Origin of the sequence: Marivita sp. (assembly GCF_020055675.1) — a bacterium.
In the GTDB taxonomy this organism is placed as follows: Bacteria; Pseudomonadota; Alphaproteobacteria; order Rhodobacterales; family Rhodobacteraceae; genus Marivita.
Map to the genome: position 1 here is coordinate 93,121 of NZ_JAIPUS010000008.1, position 22,625 is coordinate 115,745.

General features: G+C 63.0%; 21 protein-coding genes and 2 tRNA genes. 19 read left to right on the forward strand and 4 right to left on the reverse strand.

Annotated features, from left to right (window positions below; translation table 11 throughout):
- Positions 1–25: 25 nt before the first annotated feature.
- Positions 26–1,225: an alpha-hydroxy acid oxidase gene (locus tag LCF59_RS07855; protein ID WP_292286900.1), complete on the forward strand. Its 1,200-nt coding sequence runs from the start codon at positions 26–28 to the stop codon at positions 1,223–1,225.
- 49 nt (positions 1,226–1,274) lie between these two features.
- A complete protein-coding gene (locus tag LCF59_RS07860; RefSeq protein WP_292286901.1) occupies positions 1,275–4,718 on the forward strand; it encodes a pyruvate carboxylase in 3,444 nt (1,147 codons plus the stop codon).
- A 1,153-nt stretch (positions 4,719–5,871) separates the two neighbouring features.
- Here LCF59_RS07860 and LCF59_RS07865 read toward each other — a convergent pair.
- Positions 5,872–5,961: transfer RNA gene (locus LCF59_RS07865), tRNA-Ser, on the reverse strand.
- A gap of 182 nt (positions 5,962–6,143) precedes the next feature.
- Between LCF59_RS07865 and LCF59_RS07870 the strand changes: the two genes are divergently transcribed.
- From LCF59_RS07870 to LCF59_RS07910, 9 genes are all read left to right on the forward strand, one after another.
- Entirely contained in the window at positions 6,144–7,046 is a 903-nt protein-coding gene (locus LCF59_RS07870) for an SPOR domain-containing protein (RefSeq protein ID WP_292286902.1), read from the forward strand.
- A 34-nt stretch (positions 7,047–7,080) separates the two neighbouring features.
- Positions 7,081–8,238, forward strand: coding sequence for a D-alanyl-D-alanine carboxypeptidase family protein (locus LCF59_RS07875; protein ID WP_292286903.1), 1,158 nt, complete (start codon positions 7,081–7,083; stop codon positions 8,236–8,238).
- On the forward strand, positions 8,235–8,861 hold the full coding sequence (tmk, locus tag LCF59_RS07880) for a dTMP kinase (RefSeq protein WP_292286904.1): 627 nt from the start codon (positions 8,235–8,237) through the stop codon (positions 8,859–8,861). Before LCF59_RS07875 ends, tmk begins: the two co-directional genes overlap by 4 nt.
- A complete protein-coding gene (locus LCF59_RS07885; RefSeq protein ID WP_292286905.1) occupies positions 8,858–9,985 on the forward strand; it encodes a DNA polymerase III subunit delta' in 1,128 nt (375 codons plus the stop codon). The genes tmk and LCF59_RS07885 overlap by 4 nt, the downstream gene beginning before the upstream one ends.
- 43 nt (positions 9,986–10,028) lie before the next feature.
- Complete coding sequence (locus LCF59_RS07890; RefSeq protein ID WP_292286944.1) at positions 10,029–10,832, forward strand: TatD family hydrolase; 804 nt, start codon at positions 10,029–10,031, stop codon at positions 10,830–10,832.
- Between the two features lie 8 nt (positions 10,833–10,840).
- On the forward strand, positions 10,841–11,635 hold the full coding sequence (locus LCF59_RS07895) for an MBL fold metallo-hydrolase (protein ID WP_292286906.1): 795 nt from the start codon (positions 10,841–10,843) through the stop codon (positions 11,633–11,635).
- Positions 11,636–11,683: 48 nt separating this feature from the next.
- Complete coding sequence (locus LCF59_RS07900; RefSeq protein ID WP_292286907.1) at positions 11,684–12,619, forward strand: AEC family transporter; 936 nt, start codon at positions 11,684–11,686, stop codon at positions 12,617–12,619.
- A gap of 74 nt (positions 12,620–12,693) precedes the next feature.
- On the forward strand, positions 12,694–13,338 hold the full coding sequence (locus LCF59_RS07905; protein WP_292286908.1) for a GntR family transcriptional regulator: 645 nt from the start codon (positions 12,694–12,696) through the stop codon (positions 13,336–13,338).
- Positions 13,335–14,360 (forward strand): AbrB family transcriptional regulator, encoded by a 1,026-nt coding sequence (locus LCF59_RS07910; RefSeq protein ID WP_292286909.1) that lies wholly within the window; start codon positions 13,335–13,337, stop codon positions 14,358–14,360. Before LCF59_RS07905 ends, LCF59_RS07910 begins: the two co-directional genes overlap by 4 nt.
- Before the next feature lie 42 nt (positions 14,361–14,402).
- Here the strand turns inward: LCF59_RS07910 and LCF59_RS07915 are convergent.
- A tRNA-Leu gene (locus LCF59_RS07915) sits at positions 14,403–14,489 on the reverse strand.
- Positions 14,490–14,559: 70 nt separating this feature from the next.
- Positions 14,560–15,051, reverse strand: coding sequence for a DUF2306 domain-containing protein (locus tag LCF59_RS07920; protein ID WP_292286910.1), 492 nt, complete (start codon positions 15,049–15,051; stop codon positions 14,560–14,562).
- Between the two features lie 96 nt (positions 15,052–15,147).
- Between LCF59_RS07920 and LCF59_RS07925 the strand changes: the two genes are divergently transcribed.
- The 7 genes from LCF59_RS07925 (at position 15,148) to LCF59_RS07955 (ending at position 20,693) form a co-directional block, all read left to right on the forward strand.
- Positions 15,148–15,933 (forward strand): LytTR family DNA-binding domain-containing protein, encoded by a 786-nt coding sequence (locus tag LCF59_RS07925; RefSeq protein ID WP_292286911.1) that lies wholly within the window; start codon positions 15,148–15,150, stop codon positions 15,931–15,933.
- Between the two features lie 5 nt (positions 15,934–15,938).
- On the forward strand, positions 15,939–16,598 hold the full coding sequence (gene lipB, locus LCF59_RS07930) for a lipoyl(octanoyl) transferase LipB (protein WP_292286912.1): 660 nt from the start codon (positions 15,939–15,941) through the stop codon (positions 16,596–16,598).
- Between the two features lie 373 nt (positions 16,599–16,971).
- Positions 16,972–18,645, forward strand: a complete 1,674-nt coding sequence (ctaD, locus tag LCF59_RS07935) for a cytochrome c oxidase subunit I (protein WP_292286913.1) — start codon at positions 16,972–16,974, stop codon at positions 18,643–18,645.
- A 117-nt stretch (positions 18,646–18,762) separates the two neighbouring features.
- Positions 18,763–18,984, forward strand: a complete 222-nt coding sequence (locus tag LCF59_RS07940) for a type II toxin-antitoxin system CcdA family antitoxin (protein WP_292286914.1) — start codon at positions 18,763–18,765, stop codon at positions 18,982–18,984.
- A 2-nt stretch (positions 18,985–18,986) separates the two neighbouring features.
- Entirely contained in the window at positions 18,987–19,286 is a 300-nt protein-coding gene (locus LCF59_RS07945; protein ID WP_292286915.1) for a CcdB family protein, read from the forward strand.
- A gap of 7 nt (positions 19,287–19,293) precedes the next feature.
- Complete coding sequence (locus LCF59_RS07950) at positions 19,294–19,785, forward strand: DUF2244 domain-containing protein (RefSeq protein ID WP_292286916.1); 492 nt, start codon at positions 19,294–19,296, stop codon at positions 19,783–19,785.
- Between the two features lie 11 nt (positions 19,786–19,796).
- Complete coding sequence (locus LCF59_RS07955; protein WP_292286917.1) at positions 19,797–20,693, forward strand: hypothetical protein; 897 nt, start codon at positions 19,797–19,799, stop codon at positions 20,691–20,693.
- Positions 20,694–20,747: 54 nt separating this feature from the next.
- Here the strand turns inward: LCF59_RS07955 and LCF59_RS07960 are convergent, their stop codons facing one another.
- Positions 20,748–21,212, reverse strand: a complete 465-nt coding sequence (locus LCF59_RS07960) for a GatB/YqeY domain-containing protein (protein WP_292286918.1) — start codon at positions 21,210–21,212, stop codon at positions 20,748–20,750.
- A 178-nt stretch (positions 21,213–21,390) separates the two neighbouring features.
- Here LCF59_RS07960 and carA point away from each other — a divergent pair, with 178 nt between their 5' ends.
- On the forward strand, positions 21,391–22,560 hold the full coding sequence (gene carA, locus LCF59_RS07965) for a glutamine-hydrolyzing carbamoyl-phosphate synthase small subunit (RefSeq protein WP_292286919.1): 1,170 nt from the start codon (positions 21,391–21,393) through the stop codon (positions 22,558–22,560).
- Positions 22,561–22,625: the final 65 nt, after the last annotated feature.

The window sequence follows — 22,625 nt, forward strand, 5'->3', positions numbered from 1 at the left end:
GACTTCTGTCCACAAATGCGCGGTTATGGATTATCACGCAAAATACCCCGCGATCGGGGACCTCAAGAGGCGCGCGCAGCGGCGCATTCCGAAATTCGTCTGGGAGTATCTTGATTCGGCCACCGGACTCGAAGCCACGCTGCGACGCAACCGGTCGGCGCTGGACCAGGTCCTGTTCACACCGTCGATCCTGCATGGCGAGATCGAGATTGATCTGGCGACCTCGCTCTGTGACCGCAGCTATTCCCTGCCCGTCGGGATCAGCCCGGTTGGCATGTCCGGACTGATCTGGCCCGATGCGGAGCGCAAGCTGGCGCGGGCGGCGACCAAGGCGGGCATGCCCTACAGCATTTCCACCGTGGCCACCCGCACGCCCGAAGACGTGGCGCCGCGGCTGGAGGGCAACGGATGGTTCCAGATGTATCCGCCCCGCGACGAGAGCATCCGCACCGACATGCTCAAACGCGCCGGGGATGCCGGGTTCTCGACGCTGATACTGACCGTCGATGTGCCGGTTCCGTCCCGCCGCGAACGCCAGGTGCGGTCGGGCCTGACCACGCCGCCCAAGCTGACACCAAGGCTGCTGGCACAGATCGCGACCTGCCCGGCCTGGGCGATCGGTACCGCCACGCATGGCATGCCCCGGATGCGGCTGATCGATGATTACGCCGGCAAGGTCACGGGGCTGAATTCGACACAGCACGCGGGCTACATGCTGCGCACCTCGCCAGACTGGGATTACGTGCGTTGGCTGCGCGATGCCTGGGATGGCAAATTCTTCGTCAAGGGCGTGTTGAACCCCGAAGATGCGCCGCGGCTGGAACAGGCGGGCGTTGATGCGATCTGGCTTTCAAACCATGCCGGACGCCAGTTCGATGCGGCCCCGGCCCCGATCGAGGTGCTGCCCGCGATGCGCAGGGCCACGACGCTGCCGCTGATCTTCGACAGCGGGATCGAAGGCGGGTTGGACGTGCTGCGCGCCATCGCCCTGGGGGCCGATTTCGTCATGCTGGGCCGGGCGTGGCATTATGCGCTGGGGGCGTTGGATACCGATGGCCCTGCCCATCTGGTCGACATCCTGAAGAAAGACATGGTCGCCAATCTGGGGCAACTGGGCGTGGCCCGACCCGCCGATCTGCGCGGCACGGCGAAACTCGACGCACACGACACGTTCGGGCGGCCCGTGTCGTTCGAGGAAACCCGTGACTTGCAATTGAGACCGTGACGAATTCCTACTAAGCAGCCATCAAAGCCAATACGTCAGGACCGCTGCCATGCCAGATTTCAGGAAGATCCTCATTGCCAACCGAGGCGAGATTGCCATCCGCATCATGCGGGCGGCCAACGAAATGGGCAAGAAGACGGTTGCCGTCTATGCCGAAGAGGACAAGCTGGGTCTGCACCGGTTCAAGGCGGACGAAGCCTACCGTATCGGCGAAGACCTTGGACCCGTCGCGGCCTATCTGAGCATTGACGAGATCATCCGCGTCGCCAAGGGCGCGGGTGCGGATGCGATCCATCCGGGCTATGGCCTGCTGTCGGAAAACCCCGATCTTGTGGATGCCTGCGCCGCCAACGGCATCACCTTTATCGGCCCGCGCGCCGAGACCATGCGCGCGCTGGGTGACAAGGCCAGCGCGCGCCGTGTGGCGATCGAGGCGGGTGTGCCCGTGATCCCCGCGACAGACGTGCTGGGCGACGATTGGGACGCCATCGCCAAGAAGGCCGAGGAGATCGGCTATCCGCTGATGCTCAAGGCAAGCTGGGGCGGCGGCGGGCGCGGGATGCGTCCAATCAACGACCCCAAGGAGTTGAAAGAGAAAGTGCTCGAAGGCCGCCGTGAAGCGGAAGCGGCATTCGGCAATGGCGAAGGCTATCTCGAAAAGATGATCATCCGCGCCCGCCATGTCGAGGTGCAGATTCTCGGCGACAAGCAGGGCAGCATCTATCACCTCTACGAACGCGATTGCTCGGTCCAGCGCCGTAACCAGAAAGTCGTGGAGCGCGCCCCCGCCCCCTATCTGTCCGAGGCGCAACGCGAAGAGCTGTGCGAGCTGGGCCGCAAGATCTGCGCCCATGTCAATTACGAATGCGCCGGCACCGTCGAATTCCTGATGGATATGGATGACGGCAAGTTCTACTTCATCGAGGTAAACCCCCGCGTGCAGGTCGAACATACCGTCACCGAGGAAGTGACCGGCATCGACATCGTGCAGGCGCAGATCATGATCGCCGAGGGCAAGTCACTGTCCGAGGCGACAGGCAAGGCCAGCCAATACGACATCCGCCTGAACGGCCACGCGCTTCAGACCCGCGTGACGACCGAGGACCCGCAGAACAACTTCATCCCCGATTACGGCCGGATCACGGCCTACCGCTCGGCCACTGGCATGGGCATCCGTCTGGACGGCGGCACGGCCTATGCGGGTGGGGTCATCACGCGCTACTACGACTCGCTTCTTACCAAGGTCACGGCCTGGGCCCCAACACCGGAAAAGGCCATCGCTCGCATGGACCGCGCGTTGCGCGAATTTCGCGTGCGCGGTGTGTCGACCAATATCTCCTTTGTCGAAAACCTGCTCAAGCACCCGACCTTCCTGAACAACCAGTACACCACCAAGTTCATCGATGAGACGCCCGAGCTGTTCCAGTTCAAGAAACGGCGCGACCGGGGCACCAAGGTATTGACCTACATCGCCGACATCACCGTGAACGGTCATCCCGAGGTGCAGGGACGCGCCAAGCCACATCCCGATCTGAAACCCGCACGCGCGCCGAAAGCGAGGGTCGAGACGCCACCCCCCGGCACCAAGACCCTGCTGGAGGAAAACGGCCCGCAGGCCGTGGCCGACTGGATGGCGGCACAGAAAGAAGTGCTCATCACCGACACCACGATGCGCGACGGGCATCAATCCCTGCTGGCGACGCGGATGCGGTCGATCGACATGATCACCGTGGCACCGGCCTATGCCGCCAACCTGCCGCAACTGTTCAGCGTGGAATGCTGGGGCGGTGCGACATTCGACGTGGCCTACCGGTTCCTGCAGGAATGCCCGTGGCAGCGCCTGCGCGACCTGCGCGCGCGGATGCCCAACATCATGACGCAGATGCTGCTGCGGGGCGCGAACGGCGTGGGCTATACCAACTACCCCGACAACGTTGTGCAGTTTTTTGTCAAACAGGCGGCAGAGACCGGGGTCGATGTGTTCCGCGTCTTCGACAGCCTCAACTGGACCGAGAACATGCGAGTCGCGATGGATGCCGTGCTGGACACGAACCGGGTTCTGGAAGGCACGATCTGTTACACAGGCGATCTGAACGATCCGGCGCGGTCCAAGTACGACCTCAAGTACTATGTCGGAATGGGCAAAGAGTTGCGCGACGCCGGCGCGCACATCCTGGGCCTCAAGGACATGGCGGGGCTTTTGAAGCCCGCCGCCGCCGGGCCGCTGGTCAAGGCGCTCAAGGAAGAGGTCGGCCTGCCGCTGCATTTCCACACCCACGACACGAGCGGAGCCGGCATCGCCACGATCATGGCAGCGGCAGCCGCGGGCGTCGATGCGGTGGATGCGGCGATGGACGCGCTGTCGGGCAACACCTCGCAGCCGACATTGGGATCGGTGGTCGAAGCGCTGCGGCACACCGAACGGGAAACCGGGCTGGATATCTCGGCGATCCGCGAGATCTCGAACTACTGGGAAACCGTGCGCGGGCAATACGCGGCCTTCGAGAGCGGTCAGCAGGCCCCCGCATCCGAGGTTTACCTGCACGAGATGCCGGGCGGGCAATTCACCAACCTCAAGGCCCAGGCGCGCTCCATGGGGCTCGAGGAGCGCTGGCACGAGGTCGCCCAGACCTATGCGGATGTGAACCGGATGTTCGGCGATATCGTCAAGGTCACGCCGTCCTCCAAGGTGGTGGGCGACATGGCGCTGATGATGGTGAGCCAGGGGCTCACCCGCGCGGATGTCGAGGACCCGGAAAAAGACGTGTCCTTCCCCGACTCGGTGGTCGACATGATGCGCGGCAATCTCGGACAGCCACCGGGCGGATGGCCCGCCGCGATTCAGAAAAAAGTGCTCAAGGGGGACACCCCCTTCACCGACCGGCCCGGCAAACATGCGGAGCCGGTGGATATAGAGGAGACGCGGACCGCCGTGGTCAAGCAGCTCGAGGGCAAGGCGATCGACGACGAGGATCTCAATGCCTACCTGATGTATCCCAAGGTGTTCCTGGACTACATGGGCCGGCACCGGATCTACGGGCCGGTGAGGGTGCTGCCGACGCTGACCTTCTTCTACGGGATGAAGCAGGGCGAGCAGATCAGCGCCGAGATCGACCCCGGCAAGACGCTGGAAATCCGGCTGATCGCGGTGGGCGAGACCCAGGATGATGGCGAGGTCCGGGTGTTCTTCGAATTGAACGGCCAGCCGCGCACGATCCGGGTGGCCGACCGCAAGGCCAAGGCCTCGACGGCGGCGCGGCCCAAGGCGGACGGGGCCAATCCGGACCATATCGGCGCGCCGATGCCGGGGGTGGTCGCGTCGGTCGCGGTCCAGCCGGGGCAGACGGTCAAGGAAGGCGACCTGCTGCTGACGATCGAGGCGATGAAAATGGAGACCGGCCTGCACGCCGAAAGGGACGCCAGGGTGAAGGCGGTCCACGTCCAGGCGGCGGCCCAGATCGATGCCAAGGACCTGCTGATCGAGCTGGAGTGATCCACGCCCGCCGGGGTGTCCCACGCATGGGACGCCCCCTGCCCCACATGATTTCAATGGGTTACAGGGACGGATTTACCATTTGTCAAGATTTGCCGAGGTCTGGCGGAGGCCCTGTCAGAGCCGCGCAGCGCCGGTCCGTGGCGCGGCCTATGCAACCGATGGTCCAGAGCAGTTTATCCCCGAAACCGGTGCGCAGTCTCTGGACAACGCGCATTGCCAAGCCCAATCGCCGTGCCGGGGGGGCCGCCGTGCCCAAGGCAGGCTGTCCGCAGGGCGATGCGCACAGGATACAGCGCGAGACCCAGCCGCGTGTCGCAGGGCCGCGGTGCGGCGATCCAAAGGTCGAGCCGGCGCGCTTTATCCCCGTAACTGGCGCGTCATCTCCGGTCTCAGCGCCCAGACCAACCCAATCGCCGTGCCGGGGGGCGGCCCGGCGATGCTCGGCGGCCTTCGGCCTTGACCCCGCGCGGGGACAAGATATCGGCTGGGTCTCGGGTGTTTAAGTTTGCAAGGTTGCATGCTGTCGGCGTCCTTCAACACACTCCGACCCATAGTCGGCTTTCCGGCAACAAGCGGATGCTGCGATGCGTTTCGAAAAGAGGATCCTGAATCACGCGGCATCGAGCGTTTATCGGCTGCATGACACGGGCTACACGAAAGCGGGTGACAATTCTGGCTCAAGCAGTAGTTGGATTGTTGAGATGTTCCCAAGAACTTCAATGCCACTCAACTCCAGTAGCTCTTAGAGCGGGAATCGCCTTATAATTGCACCCTAAAACCTGCCGCTTCGAACTCAACAGTTGATGCTTCGCGCCTCGTCTGTTCTCCTCGTCGTTTTGAACGTTACGAGAACAAACTCTCATTTTGAATGGCCCAGTTCTACGGGGGCAGGTCAGGAGGGTGTTGTAGCCACAGACCTTGCAAGTAATCGACATGTGGTTGTTCGAGATCGAACCAAGCTGGGTCATATTTCGGAGGCAACCTCAGTCGGATAGATTCGGCGGGCTTGAAAAGCGGTGGGACTCGGCCAAGCGCCACACTTAATGCGGGAAAAGGTGTGGTAAACGTGTGTGGTTGGCGTGTGTGGTCAAAATTTCCTGCGCTATTTTTTATTAAGTAATTTCAATAATTTGAAGCGCACTGAAGAAATTGGCGGAGGCTCAGGGATTCGAACCCTGGGGACGCTCTCACGCCCAACGGTTTTCAAGACCGCCGCATTCGACCACTCTGCCAAACCTCCGGTGGACGCTTCTTAGACCGCTGTCCGCGATTCTGGAAGCGGGGGACAGGAAAATCTGTGCTTCGCAAGCGTCGGACTTTTCTTGCGGCACCGAAGTCTGTAAGCGTGGTTGCAACGAAAGCTGCGCCGGGCTGGCAGGGGCGAGGCGCGCGCGGGGCGGCAAAGCAGAAGGCACGCAGGCAATGAGCAACACGATAACGAGTTTCCGGTTTTGGCGCAGCACTCAGAACGCAACGCTTTGTGGCATTGCGGCCCTGTCGTTGGCGGCCTGCGAGACGGCCAACATGCCGGCCTTCCTGCAGGGGGGTGACATCGCCGAGGCGCAAATGGATGTGCCTGCCGCAGGCGGCACCCGATCGACACGTCTGGTGGAGCGCGACGTCGAAGCGCCCGAGGTCTTCCAGGTTACCGAAGCCGGGCTTTGGGACGGGCGTCCATCGCTGGGCGGGGTCTGGGCGGCGCATCCGGATGTCTCCGAGCCCGAGCGTGCGATCATCCGCAACGAGACCAATGACAGTTTCGTGATCGGCGCGCTGTTCCGCAAGGAGCGCGACACGCCCGGACCGCGCTTGCAAATCTCCTCCGACGCGGCCGCCGCGCTGGATGTGCTGGCCGGGGCCCCGACAGAGTTGAACGTGGTGGCGCTCCGCCGCGAGGAGGCCCCGGAAGGTGCCACAGCCGCCCCCCCGCAGGACGCGCCCAGCGGCGACGGCACTCTGGACGCGCCGTCCGACGTGGCCGAAACCACGCTCGATCCGGTGGCTGCATCCGCCGCCGCGGCACTGGACGCAGCGCCAGGCGAGGCAGCACCGACCCAGGAGACGAATACACCGAAGCCGCCGGCGTCTTCCCTCGAAAAGCCGTTCCTGCAAATCGGCATATTCAGCGTCGAAGAAAACGCCAACAACACCGCCACGGCGATGCGCCAGGCAGGCATGGTGCCGACGGTTCTCGAACAATCCTCCAGCGGCAAGACCTTTTGGCGCGTCATCGTCGGCCCGGCGCAAACCCGCGCGGAACGCAGCGCCTTGCTTGCCAAGATCAAGGATACCGGGTTTACCGACGCCTACGCCGTCACCAACTAGTCCAGACCGTTGCAGGTATGACAGGAGACCCGCCATGATCCGCAAATATCTTGCCGCCGGGATCGCGGCGTTGATGCTGGCCACCGCGCCCCTGGCCGCGTTCGATACGCAGGCCAGCGCGGCGTTTGTGCTGGATGAAAAGACCGGGACGGTTCTTTTGTCCAAGAATGCCGACGTGCCCCTGCCCCCGGCGTCGATGTCCAAGCTGATGACGCTGTATATCGCCTTCGAGGCCGTGCGCGACGGGCGTTTGAGCCTGGACGAGGCGTTGCCGGTATCGGCGCACGCCAACTCCTTTGGCGGCTCAACGCTCTTTCTGCGGACCGGTGAGCGCGTCTCGGTCGAGGAGTTGTTGCGCGGGATCATCGTTTTGTCGGGCAACGATGCCTGTGTCGTGATCGCGGAGGCCTTGTCACCTGACGGCACGGAAGCCGGGTTTGCCGCGATGATGACCCAACGCGCGCAGCAGATGGGCATGACGAATTCGACCTTCAAGAATTCCAGCGGCTGGCCCGCCGAAGGCCATGTGATGTCCGTCCGCGACCTGACCCTGCTGGCGCAACGCATCATCGAGGATTTCCCGGATTTCTACCAGATGTTCGCGGAGACCGAATTCCTGTTCGACGAGGCGGAATCCTCGAACCGGTTCAATCGCAACCCTTTGCTGACGCTTGGCATCGGGGCGGACGGGCTCAAGACCGGCCACACCCAGGAGGCGGGCTACGGTCTTGTCGGATCGGCCAAGCAGGGCGACCGCCGCGTGATCTTCACCATCACCGGGCTGGATGCGGCGTCGACACGCGCACGCGAAGCCGAGTCCATCGTCAATTGGGCCTTTCGCCAATTCGCCGAGCAGACAGTGACCCGCGCCGGGGACGTGATCGCACAGGCGGATGTCTGGATGGGCGCCCGCGAAACCGTTGGCCTGATGGCGGACCAGGACCTCACGATCCTGCTGCCCAACACGCCCGGACGCGAGGTCACCGCCGAAGTGGCCTACACCGGACCCATCGAGGCACCGATTGCCGAGGGGCGGCAGCTTGCCGAACTGATCATCAGGCCCGACGACCTGCCGGAACATCGCATTCCCCTTTACGCAGCGCATGCGGTGCCCGCCAGCGGATTTGTCGCGCGCATGATCAGTGTCTCTCAGGTGCTTCTGGGGCGGATGCAGGCCGAGGACGCGATGTGAGCCGATCCGGGCTATTTGTCAGCTTTGAAGGGATCGACGGGTCAGGCAAATCCACCCAGGCACGACGCCTGGCGACACGGCTGTGCGAGAGCGGCCATGACGCCATCCTGACCCGTGAGCCCGGTGGCAGCCCCGGCGCGGAAGAGATCCGCGCGCTTGTCCTTCAGGGCGATCCGGACCGCTGGTCGGCCGATACCGAATTGCTGCTTTTCACCGCTGCTCGGCGCGATCACCTGGAACGGACGATCCAGCCTGCCCTTGAGGCGGGCAAGGTCGTGATCTGCGACCGTTTCGCCGACAGTACCCGCATGTATCAGGGCCTGTCGCGCGGCAATCTGCGCGCCAAGGTGGACGCGCTGCACGAGTTGATGATCGGGGTCGAGCCTGATCTGACCCTGCTGATCGATATGGACCCGGCCACCGGCCTCAGCCGCGCCAAGGCGCGCCAGACCAAAGAGGAACGGTTCGAGGATTTTGGCCAGGGCCTGCAAGACAGGATGCGCGCCGGGTTCCTTGGGCTGGCCAAGGAATTTGCCAACCGCTTTCATGTCATTGACGGCGCCCGGGACGCCGACCGCGTTGCAGGCGATGTCTGGGCTGCGATAAGCGGACACCTGCCATGACCGAGACCACACGGACCGAACCCGACCGCATCGACGGGGCGCCGCATCCACGCGAGACGGCAAAGCTGTTCGGTCAGGATGCAGCGCAGGCCGATTTCCTGCAGGCCTTCGGGTCTGACAGGCTGCACCATGGTTGGCTGATCACGGGGCCGCGCGGCGTCGGCAAGGCAACGCTTGCATGGCAGATCGCGCGCTTCCTGCTCGCCACCCCGATATCGGATGAGGCTGGTCTTTTCGGCGCAGCACCGCCGCCGACCGACCTCGCAATCGCGGACGACCACCCGGTATCCCGCCGCATCATGGCCGGCTCCGAACCCGGATTGTTTGCCCTGCGCCGCCCCTATGACGAAAAGGCCAAACGTCTGAGAGCGCAGATTACCGTGGACGAGGTCCGGCGATTGAAGAATTTCTTTGCGCTGTCCTCTGTCGATGGCGGGCGCCGGGTCGTGATCGTCGATACCGCCGACGACATGAACGTGAACGCCGCGAATGCGCTGCTCAAGCTGCTGGAAGAGCCGCCAGAGCGCACAACGCTGCTGCTGGTCAGCCACCAGCCCTCGCGCCTGCTGCCAACCATCCGGTCGCGCTGCCGCGAATTGCGGCTGGCCCCGCTGAACGTCGCCGATATGGCGCAGGCGCTGGCCGCCACCGGGATCGACCAGACACTCGGCGATCCGGCCGCCCTTGCCGCATTGTCAGGCGGGTCCGTGGGCGACGCGGTCCGGCTGATGCAAAGGGACGGACTCAAGCTGTATGCCGACCTGGTCAAACTGTTCTCCACCCTGCCCGACCTGAGCCGCCCACATGCGATCGCGCTGGCCGAAAGTGCCGCCGGGCGCGGCCAGGAGGAGCGGCTGGATCTGTTGCTGGGCCTGATGGATCGGGCCTTTGCCCGGCTGGCGCGCAGCGGGGCCATCGGCCAGCCGCCCGATCCGGAAGCGGCGCCGCAGGAAGCCGAGACATTTCGGCGCCTGTGCCCCGGCCCCGCCGAGGCGCGCATATGGGCGCAATTGGCGCAGGACCAGGGCGAGCGCCTGCGCCATGGCCGGGCTGTCAACGTGGAGGCCGGGTCACTGCTGCTGTCCAGCTTTCTGGCGATACAGGATGGATGTCCCAGGGGCTGAGCCATTGCTTGACGCCCCGCGCCGCATCCCCGATACCACGGGCATGTCCATACCTCAGATCACCGACAGCCACTGCCATCTGGATTTTCCCGATTTCGACGGCGAACGCCCCGAGATCATCGACCGCGCCCTGGCGGCGGGCGTGCGCCGCATGGTCACGATTTGCACCAAACTGCGGCTGGAGCCGACGGTGCGCGCCATTGCCGAGGCGCATGCGCCGGTGTTCTATGCCGCCGGCACACATCCGATGAGCGCCGCCGACGAACCCCTGGCGACCGTCGATGACCTGGTGTCGATGGCGCAGCATCCGAAATTCGTCGGGATCGGGGAAACGGGGCTGGACTACCACTACACGTCAGAGAGCGCAGAGATTCAGAAACGCTCCTTGCGCGTGCATATCGAGGCAGCGCAGGAAACCGGCCTGCCGCTTATCATCCATGCCCGCGCGGCGGATGACGACATGGCGCGCATCTTGACCGAAGGCGTCAAGGTCAAGCCATATACCTGTGTCATGCATTGTTTTTCCTCCTCAGCCGAATTAGCGCGCACGGCATTGGATCTGGGATTTTACCTGTCGATGTCAGGGATCGCCACGTTCCCCAAAAGCCAGGACCTGCGCGACATTTTCGCGGCCGCGCCCGTCGACCGGGTGCTGGTGGAAACCGACAGCCCCTATCTCGCGCCACCGCCCTATCGCGGCAAGCGCAATGAACCCGCTTATACCGCGCATACCGCACAGGTCGGTGCGGAGGTCTTTGGACTGGACTATGCCCGCTTCGCCGCACAGACAGAGGAAAATTTCAACCACCTGTTCTGGAAAGCCGCAGAGTACGAGGCGACCACGTGAGGGGCGATATGCGCTTTACAATTCTGGGCTGCGGATCGTCCGGCGGCGTGCCGCGCCTTGGGGGCCTTTGGGGCGCGTGTGACCCGAATAATCCGCGCAATACACGCCGGCGCTGCTCCATGCTTGTCGAGCGGGTCACGGATGCGGGCACGACGCGCGTGCTGATCGACACCAGCCCCGACATGCGCGCGCAATTGCTGGATAGCGGCATCGGAGAGCTGGATGCGGTGATCTACACCCACAGCCACGCCGATCACGTGCACGGGCTCGACGATCTGCGGATGATCGTCTTCAACATGAAAAGACGGCTTCAGGTCTGGGCAGATGGCGACACGCAGAACGATCTCTATTCGCGCTTCGGCTATGCCTTCGTGCAACCGTCGGACAGCCCCTATCCGCCGATCCTCGAGATGAACACGATCAACGGACCGGTGCGGATCGATGGCGCTGGCGGGCCGCTCACTTTCGACCCGTTCGAGGTCAACCACGGCAGCATAGACGCGCTGGGCTTTCGGATCGGCGACCTGGTCTACTTGCCAGACGTGGCCGAGATTCCGGACCCGGTCTGGGACACCCATCTGCAAGACCTTGATGTCTGGGTTCTGGATGCGCTGCGCCGCGATCCGCACCCGACACATGCCCATCTGGAAAAATCCCTGGCCTGGATCGAGCGCGCCCAGCCCAGGCGCGGCGTGCTGACCAACATGCATGTCGATCTGGATTACGCCACGGTCGAGGCTGAAACACCCGATCACATCACACCCGCGTATGACGGCATGGTCATCACGCAATCCCTGGTGTGACAGGCTGCAGGCGATATGGCGGGTCCAGGTTAAAGGGTCCGGCCTGACATGCAGGCGCTGATCGACGTTATCTTTCCCGTCTTTATCGTGATCGGTTTCGGCTATGCCGCGGCCTGGCGCGGGCTTTTGTCCGAAACCACGGTCGACGGGCTGATGATCTTTACCCAGAACGTGGCGATCCCGTGCCTGCTGTTTCGCGCGATCTGGACGCTCGATCTGGCGGACAGCTTTTCCGTGCCCCTGCTCGTCAGCTTCTATACCGGGTCGCTGACATGTTTCACGATTGGTCTGCTGGGCGCGCGCCACCTGTTCAAACGCGATTGGCAGGATTCGGTCGCCATCGGTTTTTGCTGCTTGTTCGCCAATTCGGTGCTTCTGGGGCTCGCCATCACGGAACGCGCCTTCGGGCCGGATGCGCTGGCGGCGAACTATGCCATCATCGCGCTGCACTCGCCGTTCTGCTATGGCGTGGGCATCACCGTGATGGAGTTCGTTCGCGCACGCGCCGCGCGTCAGCCCAACAGGGACGTGCCGATGATCGTGGTCAGGGCGATGTTTCGCAACGCACTGGTGATCGGAATCGCTTTCGGCACGATGTTCAACCTGTTGGGCATCTCGTTGCCTGCCCCCTTTACCGAGGCGCTGGACATGATCGTGCGCACCGCCCTTCCCGCCGCGCTCTTCGCGATGGGCGGCGTTCTTTATCGCTACCGGCCTGACGGGGACATGCGGATCATCCTTTTTGTCTGTGCGATCACCCTGCTGTTGCATCCCGCAATCACATGGACCCTTGGCACCAGCTTTGCCCTGCCGGACGACGCCATGCGCAGCGCCGTGATCACCGCAGCAATGGCGCCCGGTGTGAATTGCTATGTCTTTGCCAATATCTATGGCCGCGCCCGCCGGGTCGCCGCGTCTTCGGTGCTGATGGCCAGCGGCCTGTCGATTGTCACGGCGTGGCTCTGGCTGGGCACTCTGCCCTGATCATCCCTCCCGCCGGCCAATCGGATCCGTGACGAGGACTGGACCTATTGTATCCGACCGGATACGAGCACGGGATGGCCCCCGACACCTCCCTTTCCAGCGGCGAAACCGCCTATGCCAGCCTGATCGCCGCGCTGCGCAACGGAGATTTCGCACCCGGTGACCGTTTGCGCGAAGAGGACGTTGCCAAACGGCTCGACCTGTCCCGAACCCCGGTGCGCGAAGCACTCAGGCGGCTCGAAACCGCAGGTGTCATCGAACACCGCCCGCGTATCGGCGCGGTGATCCGCAAACTGTCACAAACCGAAATCGTGGAACTTTACGAGATGCGGATCGTGCTCGAACGCACGGCGGCGCGGATGGCCGCGCAGCACGGATCCGAGGCCGAATTCGACGCGCTGGAGGAAATGAATGCCCGGCTGGAGGCGGCCAGGCAGACTCCGACCCTTGGCGCCGCGATCAATCAGGACTTTCACGCGGCGCTCTACCGTGCGGCCCGCAACAGGTTTCTGTTGTCCTCCGCCGACGCGATCAACACTGCCCTGATCCTCTTGGGTCCCACCACCTATCACGACCCGGAGCGCGTGCGGATCGTGGTGATGCAACATGCCGATGTGATCACCGCCCTGCGCCAGCGCGACGGCGATATGGCCGCAAGCGCCGCAGAGGCGCATCTGCAAACGTCGCTGCGCTACCGGCTCAAGGGGCTGTCCTCGTGAGGGAGGTTCTGCTTGCTTTCGCGGTCGCCGGGTGCGGTGTGGTTGTGTTCAAGATACTCCACCTGCCACTTCCATGGTTGCTGGGACCGATGTCGGCCTGTCTTGTGGCCGCCCTTGCCGGGGTGCCAATGCGCGGCCTGAAAACGCTGAACGACTCCATGCGCACGATACTTGGCGTCGCGGTGGGCGCCACACTGACTCCCGCGGTTCTGGCAACCTTTCCGGCGATGTGGCCCACGCTGTTGCTGATGCCGATCATGGTGGCCTGTATCGGGCTGATCGGCATACCGTATTTCCAACGCTATTGCGGGTATGACTTCCCGACCGCCTATTACGCGACCATGCCCGGCGGGCTCCAGGACATGATCATTTTCGGCGAAGAGGCCGGCGCGAATGTCAAATCCGTCAGCCTGATCCACGCGACACGGGTCATGGTGATTGTCTTTGCCCTGCCGTTTCTGCTGATCGGCATATGGGACGCCGACCTGTCGAACCCGCCCGGCACGCCAGCCTCGGGCGTGCCGCTGGATGAAATGGCCCTGATGGTCGTATGCGCCTTCGTCGGCTGGCGCGTGGCCGATCGTGTCGGATTGTTCGGCGCGTCGATCCTTGGCCCCATGATCGCCACTGCGGCGGTAACCCTTGCCGGCGGCCTGCAAAACCGCCCCCCAACCGAGGCGATCTGGGCGGCGCAGTTTTTCATCGGCATGGCAATCGGCACGAAATACGCCGGAATCACCTTCGCCGAAGTCCGCAGAGACCTGGTGGCCGGGCTGGGCTTTTGCCTGATCCTGATCATCCTGACCCTCATCTTCGTCGAAGTGATCTATGGCATGGGGTTGGCCCCGGGCATGGAGACGCTTCTGGCCTTTGCCCCGGGCGGCCAGGCCGAATTGACAGTCCTGGCATTGATTGTCGGAGCAGACGTGGCCTTTGTCGTGGCACACCACGTGCTGCGCATCGTCGTCGTGATACTCGGTGCCCCCATAGCCGCACGGCTCTTCAGCCAACGCTTCGACTAGGGTCCGCAATTCATGGGGTCCGTCGGTCTCTTCCAGAGAGTATGGTGCGGTCGAGAAGACTCGAACTTCCACGGGTGTTACCCCACAGCGACCTCAACGCTGCGCGTCTACCAATTCCGCCACGACCGCACTGTCCCGACTTGGTGATGCGCTCTTTAGCGATCTGCCGCAGGGGGGGCAAGGACAAATTTCGCCGATCTCAGGCCTGCATCGGACCAGAGCGCAGACCCCGCGCCACGCGCCGGATCAAGAGCGCGGCACCCAGCGCGATCACCAGGTAGCCGAGCTGCGCACGCTCCCCGAACAGCATCTCGTTGATGCGCCTGCCGGGCAGCAAAGTGAATAATCCCGCGATCAGCAGACCGTTCCAGTACAAGCTGCGAAATGCGGCTTCATGGCCAGCGATGTCGCGTCGGATCGCGGACCGGACACCGATCACCAGCGTGACGCAGGTCAACACCGCGAAGCCATGCAGGATGCCGAAATGGAATGGGCTGGCAAAGCTCGGGATCAGCATGGCGGACAGGGCCACCGTCGCCATCGCTGTCACCCAGACATGGCCGAGGCGCCTGTGCATGCGGTCCCGGCGCGGGCGGTAGAGCACCACCGGGCCAAGGACGATGGATAAAAGCGCGGCGATCACATGGATCTGGATCACGACAGGGGCGGACATCAAGGGGGTGAGCGTCATGTTGGCCTCTTGCTGTTTGGTTTTGGATACGGCACCACCTGTGCCAAGGGACCGGCTGCACGCCAGACCGGATGCGCCGAACGACGAGAGGGCTTCGTGACAGACACCGAATCGCATTCCGCGCTTCGCGAATGGCGCCTGCACATGGCACATCCGCTGACGCTGACGGCGATTGCAGGGGTGACGGTGATCCTCGCGCTGGTCGGTCCGTTCGGCACCATCACGTCGCTCAACACCCTTGAGCGGCTGGCCTATTGGCTGCTGCTTGTCGCGGGCGGCTATGCCACCGGCTACAGTCTGAGCCTGGTTTTCCTGCACCGTGCGGACGGGCTCGGCCGGCATTGGCTGCGCGTGGCACTGGCCGGCGGGTCGACCGGGCTCTGCATGGCCGTGGCGGTGACACTTCTGAACCTGGTCGTCTTCGGCCGTTTGCCCGGCAAGACGGCGTTCCCCACTTTCGTTGCCACGATCATCGCGATATCCGTGGTGATCATGGCGGTGATCGACACGTTCAGCCGTCACCTCGCTCCGCGACAGGAGGCCCGCGCGCAAGGCGATGTCACACCTCCGGCGATCCTTGACCGCCTGCCGCTGGACAAGCGCGGTGCGTTGATCGCGCTCTCGGTCGAGGATCATTACGTCCGGGTGCACACGACGAAAGGCGAAGACATGATCCTGATGCGCCTGGCCGATGCGATCCGCGAGGTCGGCGACACGCAAGGTGACCGGGTCCATCGTTCGCATTGGGCGGCATTTGATCAGGTCACCGGCGTGACCCGCGATGGCGACCGCGCGCGTCTGCATATGACAAACGGGGCCGACATTCCTGTCAGCCGCAGCAATATTCCGAAACTGAAACGGGCGGGGCTCTTGCCGCGATAACACATATGGTTGAATGGATCATCGAAGACGGTCTGACGGAATACGATCATGCCGTGGCCCTGATGGAGGCCCGCGCGGCCGAGATCGCGTCGGGTACCGCGCCGGAATTGGTATGGCTGGTCGAACATCCCCCGCTCTATACCGGCGGAACCAGTTCTGATGTTGCCGACCTCCGGGACCCGGACCGCTTTCCCGTTTATGCGACGAAACGCGGCGGGCAGTATACCTATCACGGGCCGGGCCAGCGGGTGGTCTATGTGATGCTCGATGTCGGCAAACGCGGCCGAGACGTGCGCTGCTTCGTGCAGGATCTCGAACGTTGGGTGATCGCCACGTTGGGCGAGTTTGGCCTGACCGGACATATCCGCGACGGGCGCGTGGGTGTCTGGATCGATCGGCCAGACAAACCGCGGTTGCCGGATGGCAGACCTGCCGAGGACAAGATCGCCGCCATCGGCATCCGCCTGCGCAAATGGGTCAGCTTCCACGGGATATCGATCAACGTCGAACCGGAGTTGGAGCATTTCGACGGCATCGTGCCCTGCGGCATCACGCAATACGGGGTGACCTCTCTGGTCGATCTGGGCATGCCCGTCACGATGGATGACGTCGACGTGGCCCTGCGCCGGTCGTTCGATACGATTTTCGGGCCCGACCGCGCCTAGTATGTGAACCGATCACTCCTTCGAAACAGCGTTGAAGATGCGATTCGCGAAAAACTTCGCGTCCGGCAAAGCGGGCTTGGCGGTTTTCGCACAGTCCCCGCTGCGTGGTCTTGACTGCGGCTTGAACGCGGAAGGACTGTTCCTGCGCTCCCGGCCATTGCAGGACGGGACTCCCGCCGTGCTGAGGGGGCCGATTCATCGGGCCCGCGTCCGGGTCACAAGCGCGTCCATCCGGACAAACTGCGACAATAAAGTTTGATCTGCGTCAAATACATCCGTTGCCGCCACCGGTCACACATTCTAAAACGTCGGTGAGAGAAATGCGCTTGGCGAGGCCTTGTGCCATTTCATTGGGAACCAGCAGGAGGCAGATATGGCAGACGCCGCCATTCACGGCCACGAGCATGAGGACGAGCGCGGGTTTTTCACGCGTTGGTTCATGTCCACGAACCACAAGGACATCGGGATTCTGTACCTGATCGTCGCCGGTCTCGCGGGCTTCATCTCGGTGGCATTCACAGTCTACATGCGCATGGAGCTGATGAACCCCGGTGTTCAATACATGTGTATGGAGGGCGCCCGATTCACCGCAGCGGCGGTCGGCGATTGTACCCCCAACGGGCATCTATGGAACGTGCTGATCACGGCCCACGGCATCCTGATGATGTTTTTCGTGGTGATCCCGGCGCTGTTCGGCGGGTTTGGCAATTACTTCATGCCCTTGCAGATCGGCGCGCCGGACATGGCGTTTCCGCGTCTGAACAACCTGTCGTTCTGGTTGTTCGTGGCCGGCACCACCCTGGCGATCTGCTCGGTCTTTGCGCCGGGCGGCAACGGGCAGCTCGGCTCCGGCGTGGGCTGGGTCCTGTACCCGCCGCTTTCGGTCAACGAAGGCGGGATGTCGATGGACCTCGCGATTTTTGCTGTGCACGTGTCGGGTGCGTCCTCGATCCTCGGGGCGATCAACGTGATCACCACCTTCCTGAACATGCGCGCACCGGGGATGACCCTGTTCAAGGTGCCGCTCTTTGCATGGTCGATCTTCGTCACAGCCTGGCTGATCCTTCTGGCGCTGCCGGTTCTGGCGGGTGCGATCACCATGCTGCTCACCGACCGCAACTTCGGCACGACCTTCTTCGACCCCGCAGGCGGTGGTGACCCGGTTCTCTACCAGCACATCCTGTGGTTCTTTGGCCACCCTGAGGTCTACATCGTGATCCTGCCCGCGTTCGGCATCATCAGCCATGTCATCGCAACGTTCAGCCGCAAGCCGATCTTCGGTTACCTGCCGATGGTCTGGGCGATCATCGCGATCGGCGCCCTGGGCTTCGTCGTGTGGGCACACCACATGTACACCGTCGGCATGTCGCTGACCCAGCAGAGCTATTTCATGCTGGCAACGATGGTCATCGCGGTGCCGACAGGGGTCAAGATCTTTTCGTGGATTGCCACCATGTGGGGCGGCTCGATCGAGTTCAAGACGCCGATGCTCTGGGCCTTCGGGTTCCTGTTCCTGTTCACCGTCGGTGGCGTGACGGGCATTGTCCTGAGCCAGGCCGCCGTGGACCGCGCCTACCATGATACCTACTATGTCGTGGCGCACTTCCACTACGTGATGAGCCTTGGGGCCGTGTTCGGCATCTTCGCGGGGATCTACTTCTACTTCCCCAAGATGACCGGCAAGATGTATCCCGAATGGGCCGGCAAGCTGCACTTCTGGACGTTCTTCATCGGTGCGAACCTGACGTTCTTCCCGCAGCACTTCCTGGGCCGTCAGGGCATGCCACGCCGCTATATCGACTATCCCGAGGCCTTCGCCTTCTGGAACTACGTGTCGAGCTGGGGTGCGTTCCTGTCCTTCGCGTCGTTCCTGTTCTTCATCGGCGTCATCGCCTGGAGCCTTGCCAAGGGCCGTGCCGAGACCGCGAAGAACCCTTGGAACGAATACGCGGATACCTTGGAATGGACCCTTACTTCGCCGCCGCCCGAGCACACGTTCGAGCAGCTCCCGAAGCGGGAAGACTGGGAAAAGGCCCACGCGCATTAAGCGCTGTGTGATCCGAAAAGAATGGCCCCGGCGGAAACGCCGGGGCCATTTGCTATAAAACCTACCGTTGTTGGCAGGTAGGTTATACGGTATTCAATCGGGCAAAGGAGACCCCCGATGCCGCGTAAATCCACCAGTCTCAGCCTTGATGCCGACCTCATCGCCCGCGCCAAGAACGCCGGGGTGAACCTGTCCCGCGCCGCCGAAGCGGGGATCAAGGAACAGCTTCGCCAGGCTGAAGCCAACCGCTGGGAAGAGGAAAACAAGGACGCCATCCAGGCCTATAATCGCCGGGTCGAAGACGAAGGCTTGCCCCTCGACGCCTATCGGAAGTGGTAGGCATGGCACGGCAATATGATGTCTATCGAACGTCCAACGACACCTATGTGCTTGTCCTGCAAAGCGACACTTTCGAGAGCCTTGCCACCCGCGTCGTTGCGAGACTGGTGTCGGAAAACTGGCCCGAGCCACCGCTCAACAACCTGAGTCCGAAGCTGACCTTGGGCGATGTGACTTTGCGATTGCAAGCAACCGAATTGGCAACCCTGACGAAGAAAGAACTTGGGACACGACTGGGCTCGGCGTCTCATCAGCGCGACGACATCATCCGTGCGACGGATCTTCTGCTGACAGGATACTAAACGAACCATGCCGTATACATGGACCGACACCTCGCAGGACCATCAGGAACTGCGCCTCTGGCCGCACCAATCCCTGCCTGCGCATGGGTTCGCGGCGACGATTCTGGGCATCTTTACCCTGTCGACGATCCCGCTCTACGGGCTGCTTGGCACGGTTGCGCTTTGGGGGATTCTGCCGTTCATGCTTCTGGCGCTCGGGGCGATGTGGTACGCGCTGCGGCGCAACGAGCGCGACCTGCAAATCCTCGAAGTGCTGACGCTCACCACCGACACCCTGCACCTGACACGACAGACACGCACCAGCGATCCGCTGGAGTGGCAGTGCAACCCCTATTGGACCAAGGTGAACATGCACCACAAGGGCGGCCCCGTGCCGCATTACGTCACGTTGTCCGGTTCCGGGCGCGAGGTTGAGATCGGCGCGTTTCTGAGCGAAGACGAACGCAAAGCGCTCTACGGGGAACTGAGTGACAAGCTCCGCCGTATTGTCCAACCCTGAGCCGAGGCGTCATGGCACAAGTCCCCGCCGTTCCCAAACTCACCCGCGCCTGGCATCTGCTGCGAACCCGTCTCGCGGGTGACACCGCCCCGGCAACAGGCCTGGCAGCATCCGAACGCGCTGCTGTGTCATTGCGCACCGCGGACACCCCGCGCAAGACGGCAGAGCATGTCATGTTCCTCATCCCGTTGGTTAGCGCGCATCACGTTGGCGACTGGCAGTCCGTCACGGCACGCCTCCGGACCACGCTGGACAGCTTCACGGCACAAGACAATCCCAATTGGCGGGCGGTGGTCTGCTGTCAGAACCAGCCGGATCTGCCAGACGATCCACGCATCAGCTACCTGCCCTTTGACGACCCCGCTCCGGGCAATGACAAATGGCGCAAGCTGCGCGTGCTGGCCGAGGCACTGTCACGCCTGGCCGACCGGCCCGGCTATGTCATGTCCTTCGATGCGGACGATCTGCTTGGGCAAGGCACGGTGACAGAGATGCTGGCGCGACAGGCGGCGGGGGGGTACCTCGTGCGTTCAGGGCTCGTGATGGATGCCGCAACCGGCGATATCGCGCGCGCAGATCGCCCTGGCTTGACCACGCCCCTCCGCAAACCATTCTGGAAACTCTGCGGCAGTTGCGCTGCGCTCTACCACGACCCGGCAAACCCCGCCTCGACCCGATTTATCGCCGAGATGACCCAGCATGAACACCGCATGTTTCCGTACCTTGCGACATTGGCGGGACAAAGGCTCGACCCTCTGCATCGGCCGTCCGTGCTATATATGCTCAATCACGGCGAAAACTTCGGCGCACGCCGCGGGCGCGTCGGCTACAAGACGCGATTCGTGCAGCGCTACAGGATTACCGACCCCGACAGGCTGAGAACCATCCGCCAGGAGTTCCCGATCTGACACCCGGCGACGAGGCGACATCGCCTCGTTCCGTTTCCATCACCTGAAACGCGCCTAGAGGTTCGAAAGCCGGTCCTTGACCATCGGCCCTGCGGCACCGAAATCCATCTGACCGGAATACTTGGCCTTCAACGCGCCCATGACCCGCCCCATATCGCGGATCGAGGACGCGCCGGTGTCGACCAGTGCTTTGTCAACCGCCTTGGCCACCTCGTCTTTCGACAGCTTGCGTGGAAGGAATTCCTCGATCACCTCGATCTCGGACTGTTCCCGCTCGGCAAGATCAAGCCGCCCGCCCTCTTCATAGGTCTTGGCCGTGTCCTTGCGCTGCTTCACCATCTTGTCGAGGATGCCAAGCACCTCGTCATCCCCGACGCCCTGTTCATTCCCGTCTCCGCGCAGGGCAATATCGCGATCCTTGATCGCCGCATTGACAAGACGCAGTGTCGAAAGCCGTGCGCTGTCTTTTTCGCGCATGGCCTGCTTGATGGACGTGTTGATCCGATTGCGAAGGTCCATGAGTTCTATCCCGTGTTTGACCGAGCGCGGACATTAAGCGAGGTTCGCGGCAGAGGCAAGTCAGGACGAAGCATATTAACCCTTTGATATAAAACAATATCACAAATATGCGCATGGCTTGACCGCAAGACACCACCCCCGTAGTTTCCGATTGATCCAGCCGCACCGGAGTCGCGCCATGCCAGACCTTTCAACCGACACACCAACCGCCTGCCTTGCCCTGGCGGACGGCACGATTTTCTATGGCATGGGGTTTGGCGCAACCGGCACGACGGTGGCCGAACTGTGCTTCAACACCGCGATGACAGGCTACCAGGAGATCATGACCGATCCGTCCTATGCCGGCCAGATCGTGACGTTCACCTTCCCGCATATCGGCAATGTCGGGGTCAATCCCGACGACGATGAAACCAGCGATCCGGTCGCCGCGGGCATGGTCGTGAAATGGATGCCGACCCAAAGCTCGAACTGGCGCGCGGCACAGGAACTGGGCGACTGGCTGCGGCAGCGCGGCCGCATCGCCATCGGCAGTGTCGACACCCGCCGCCTGACCCGCGCCATCCGTCAACAGGGCGCGCCGCATGTGGCGCTGCAACACAATCCTGACGGCATCTTCGATATTGCCGCGCTCGTTGCAAAGGCACGGGCGTTCAATGGCCTTGAAGGGGTCGATCTGGCCAAGGACGTGACCTGCGCACAATCCTATCGCTGGGATGAAATGCGGTGGGCCTGGCCCGAGGGCTATACCCGCCAGAACGACCCGAAGCACAAGGTCGTTGCCATCGATTACGGCGCCAAACGCAACATCCTTCGCTGCCTTGCCAGTGCCGGTTGTGATGTCACGGTGCTGCCGGCGACCGCCTCGGCGGAAGAGGTGCTGGCCCATGATCCCGACGGCGTTTTTCTGTCCAACGGGCCCGGCGATCCGGCGGCAACAGGCACATACGCCGTGCCGATGATCCAGTCCCTGCTGAACAACACTGACCTGCCGATATTCGGGATCTGCCTGGGCCACCAGGTACTGGCGCTCGCGCTGGGGGCAAAAACGGTCAAGATGAACCACGGCCACCACGGCGCCAACCATCCCGTAAAGGACACCGAGACCGGCAAGGTCGAGATCACCTCGATGAACCACGGGTTTGCCGTGGACAGCCAGAGCCTGCCCACGGGCGTTCTGGAAACGCATCTGTCGCTCTTTGACGGATCGAATTGCGGAATTCGCATGGCCGACCGCCCGGTGTTCTCGGTCCAGCAGCACCCGGAGGCCAGCCCCGGCCCGCAGGACAGCTTTTACCTTTTCGAACGGTTCGCCGACTCGATGGCACAGGCGAAGCTGGCCAAGGTCTGACGCGCGTTAACCACCGTTTAACCTCAAGGCCGTTAACTGCCCCCCGAAACGTCACCGGGGGGTTA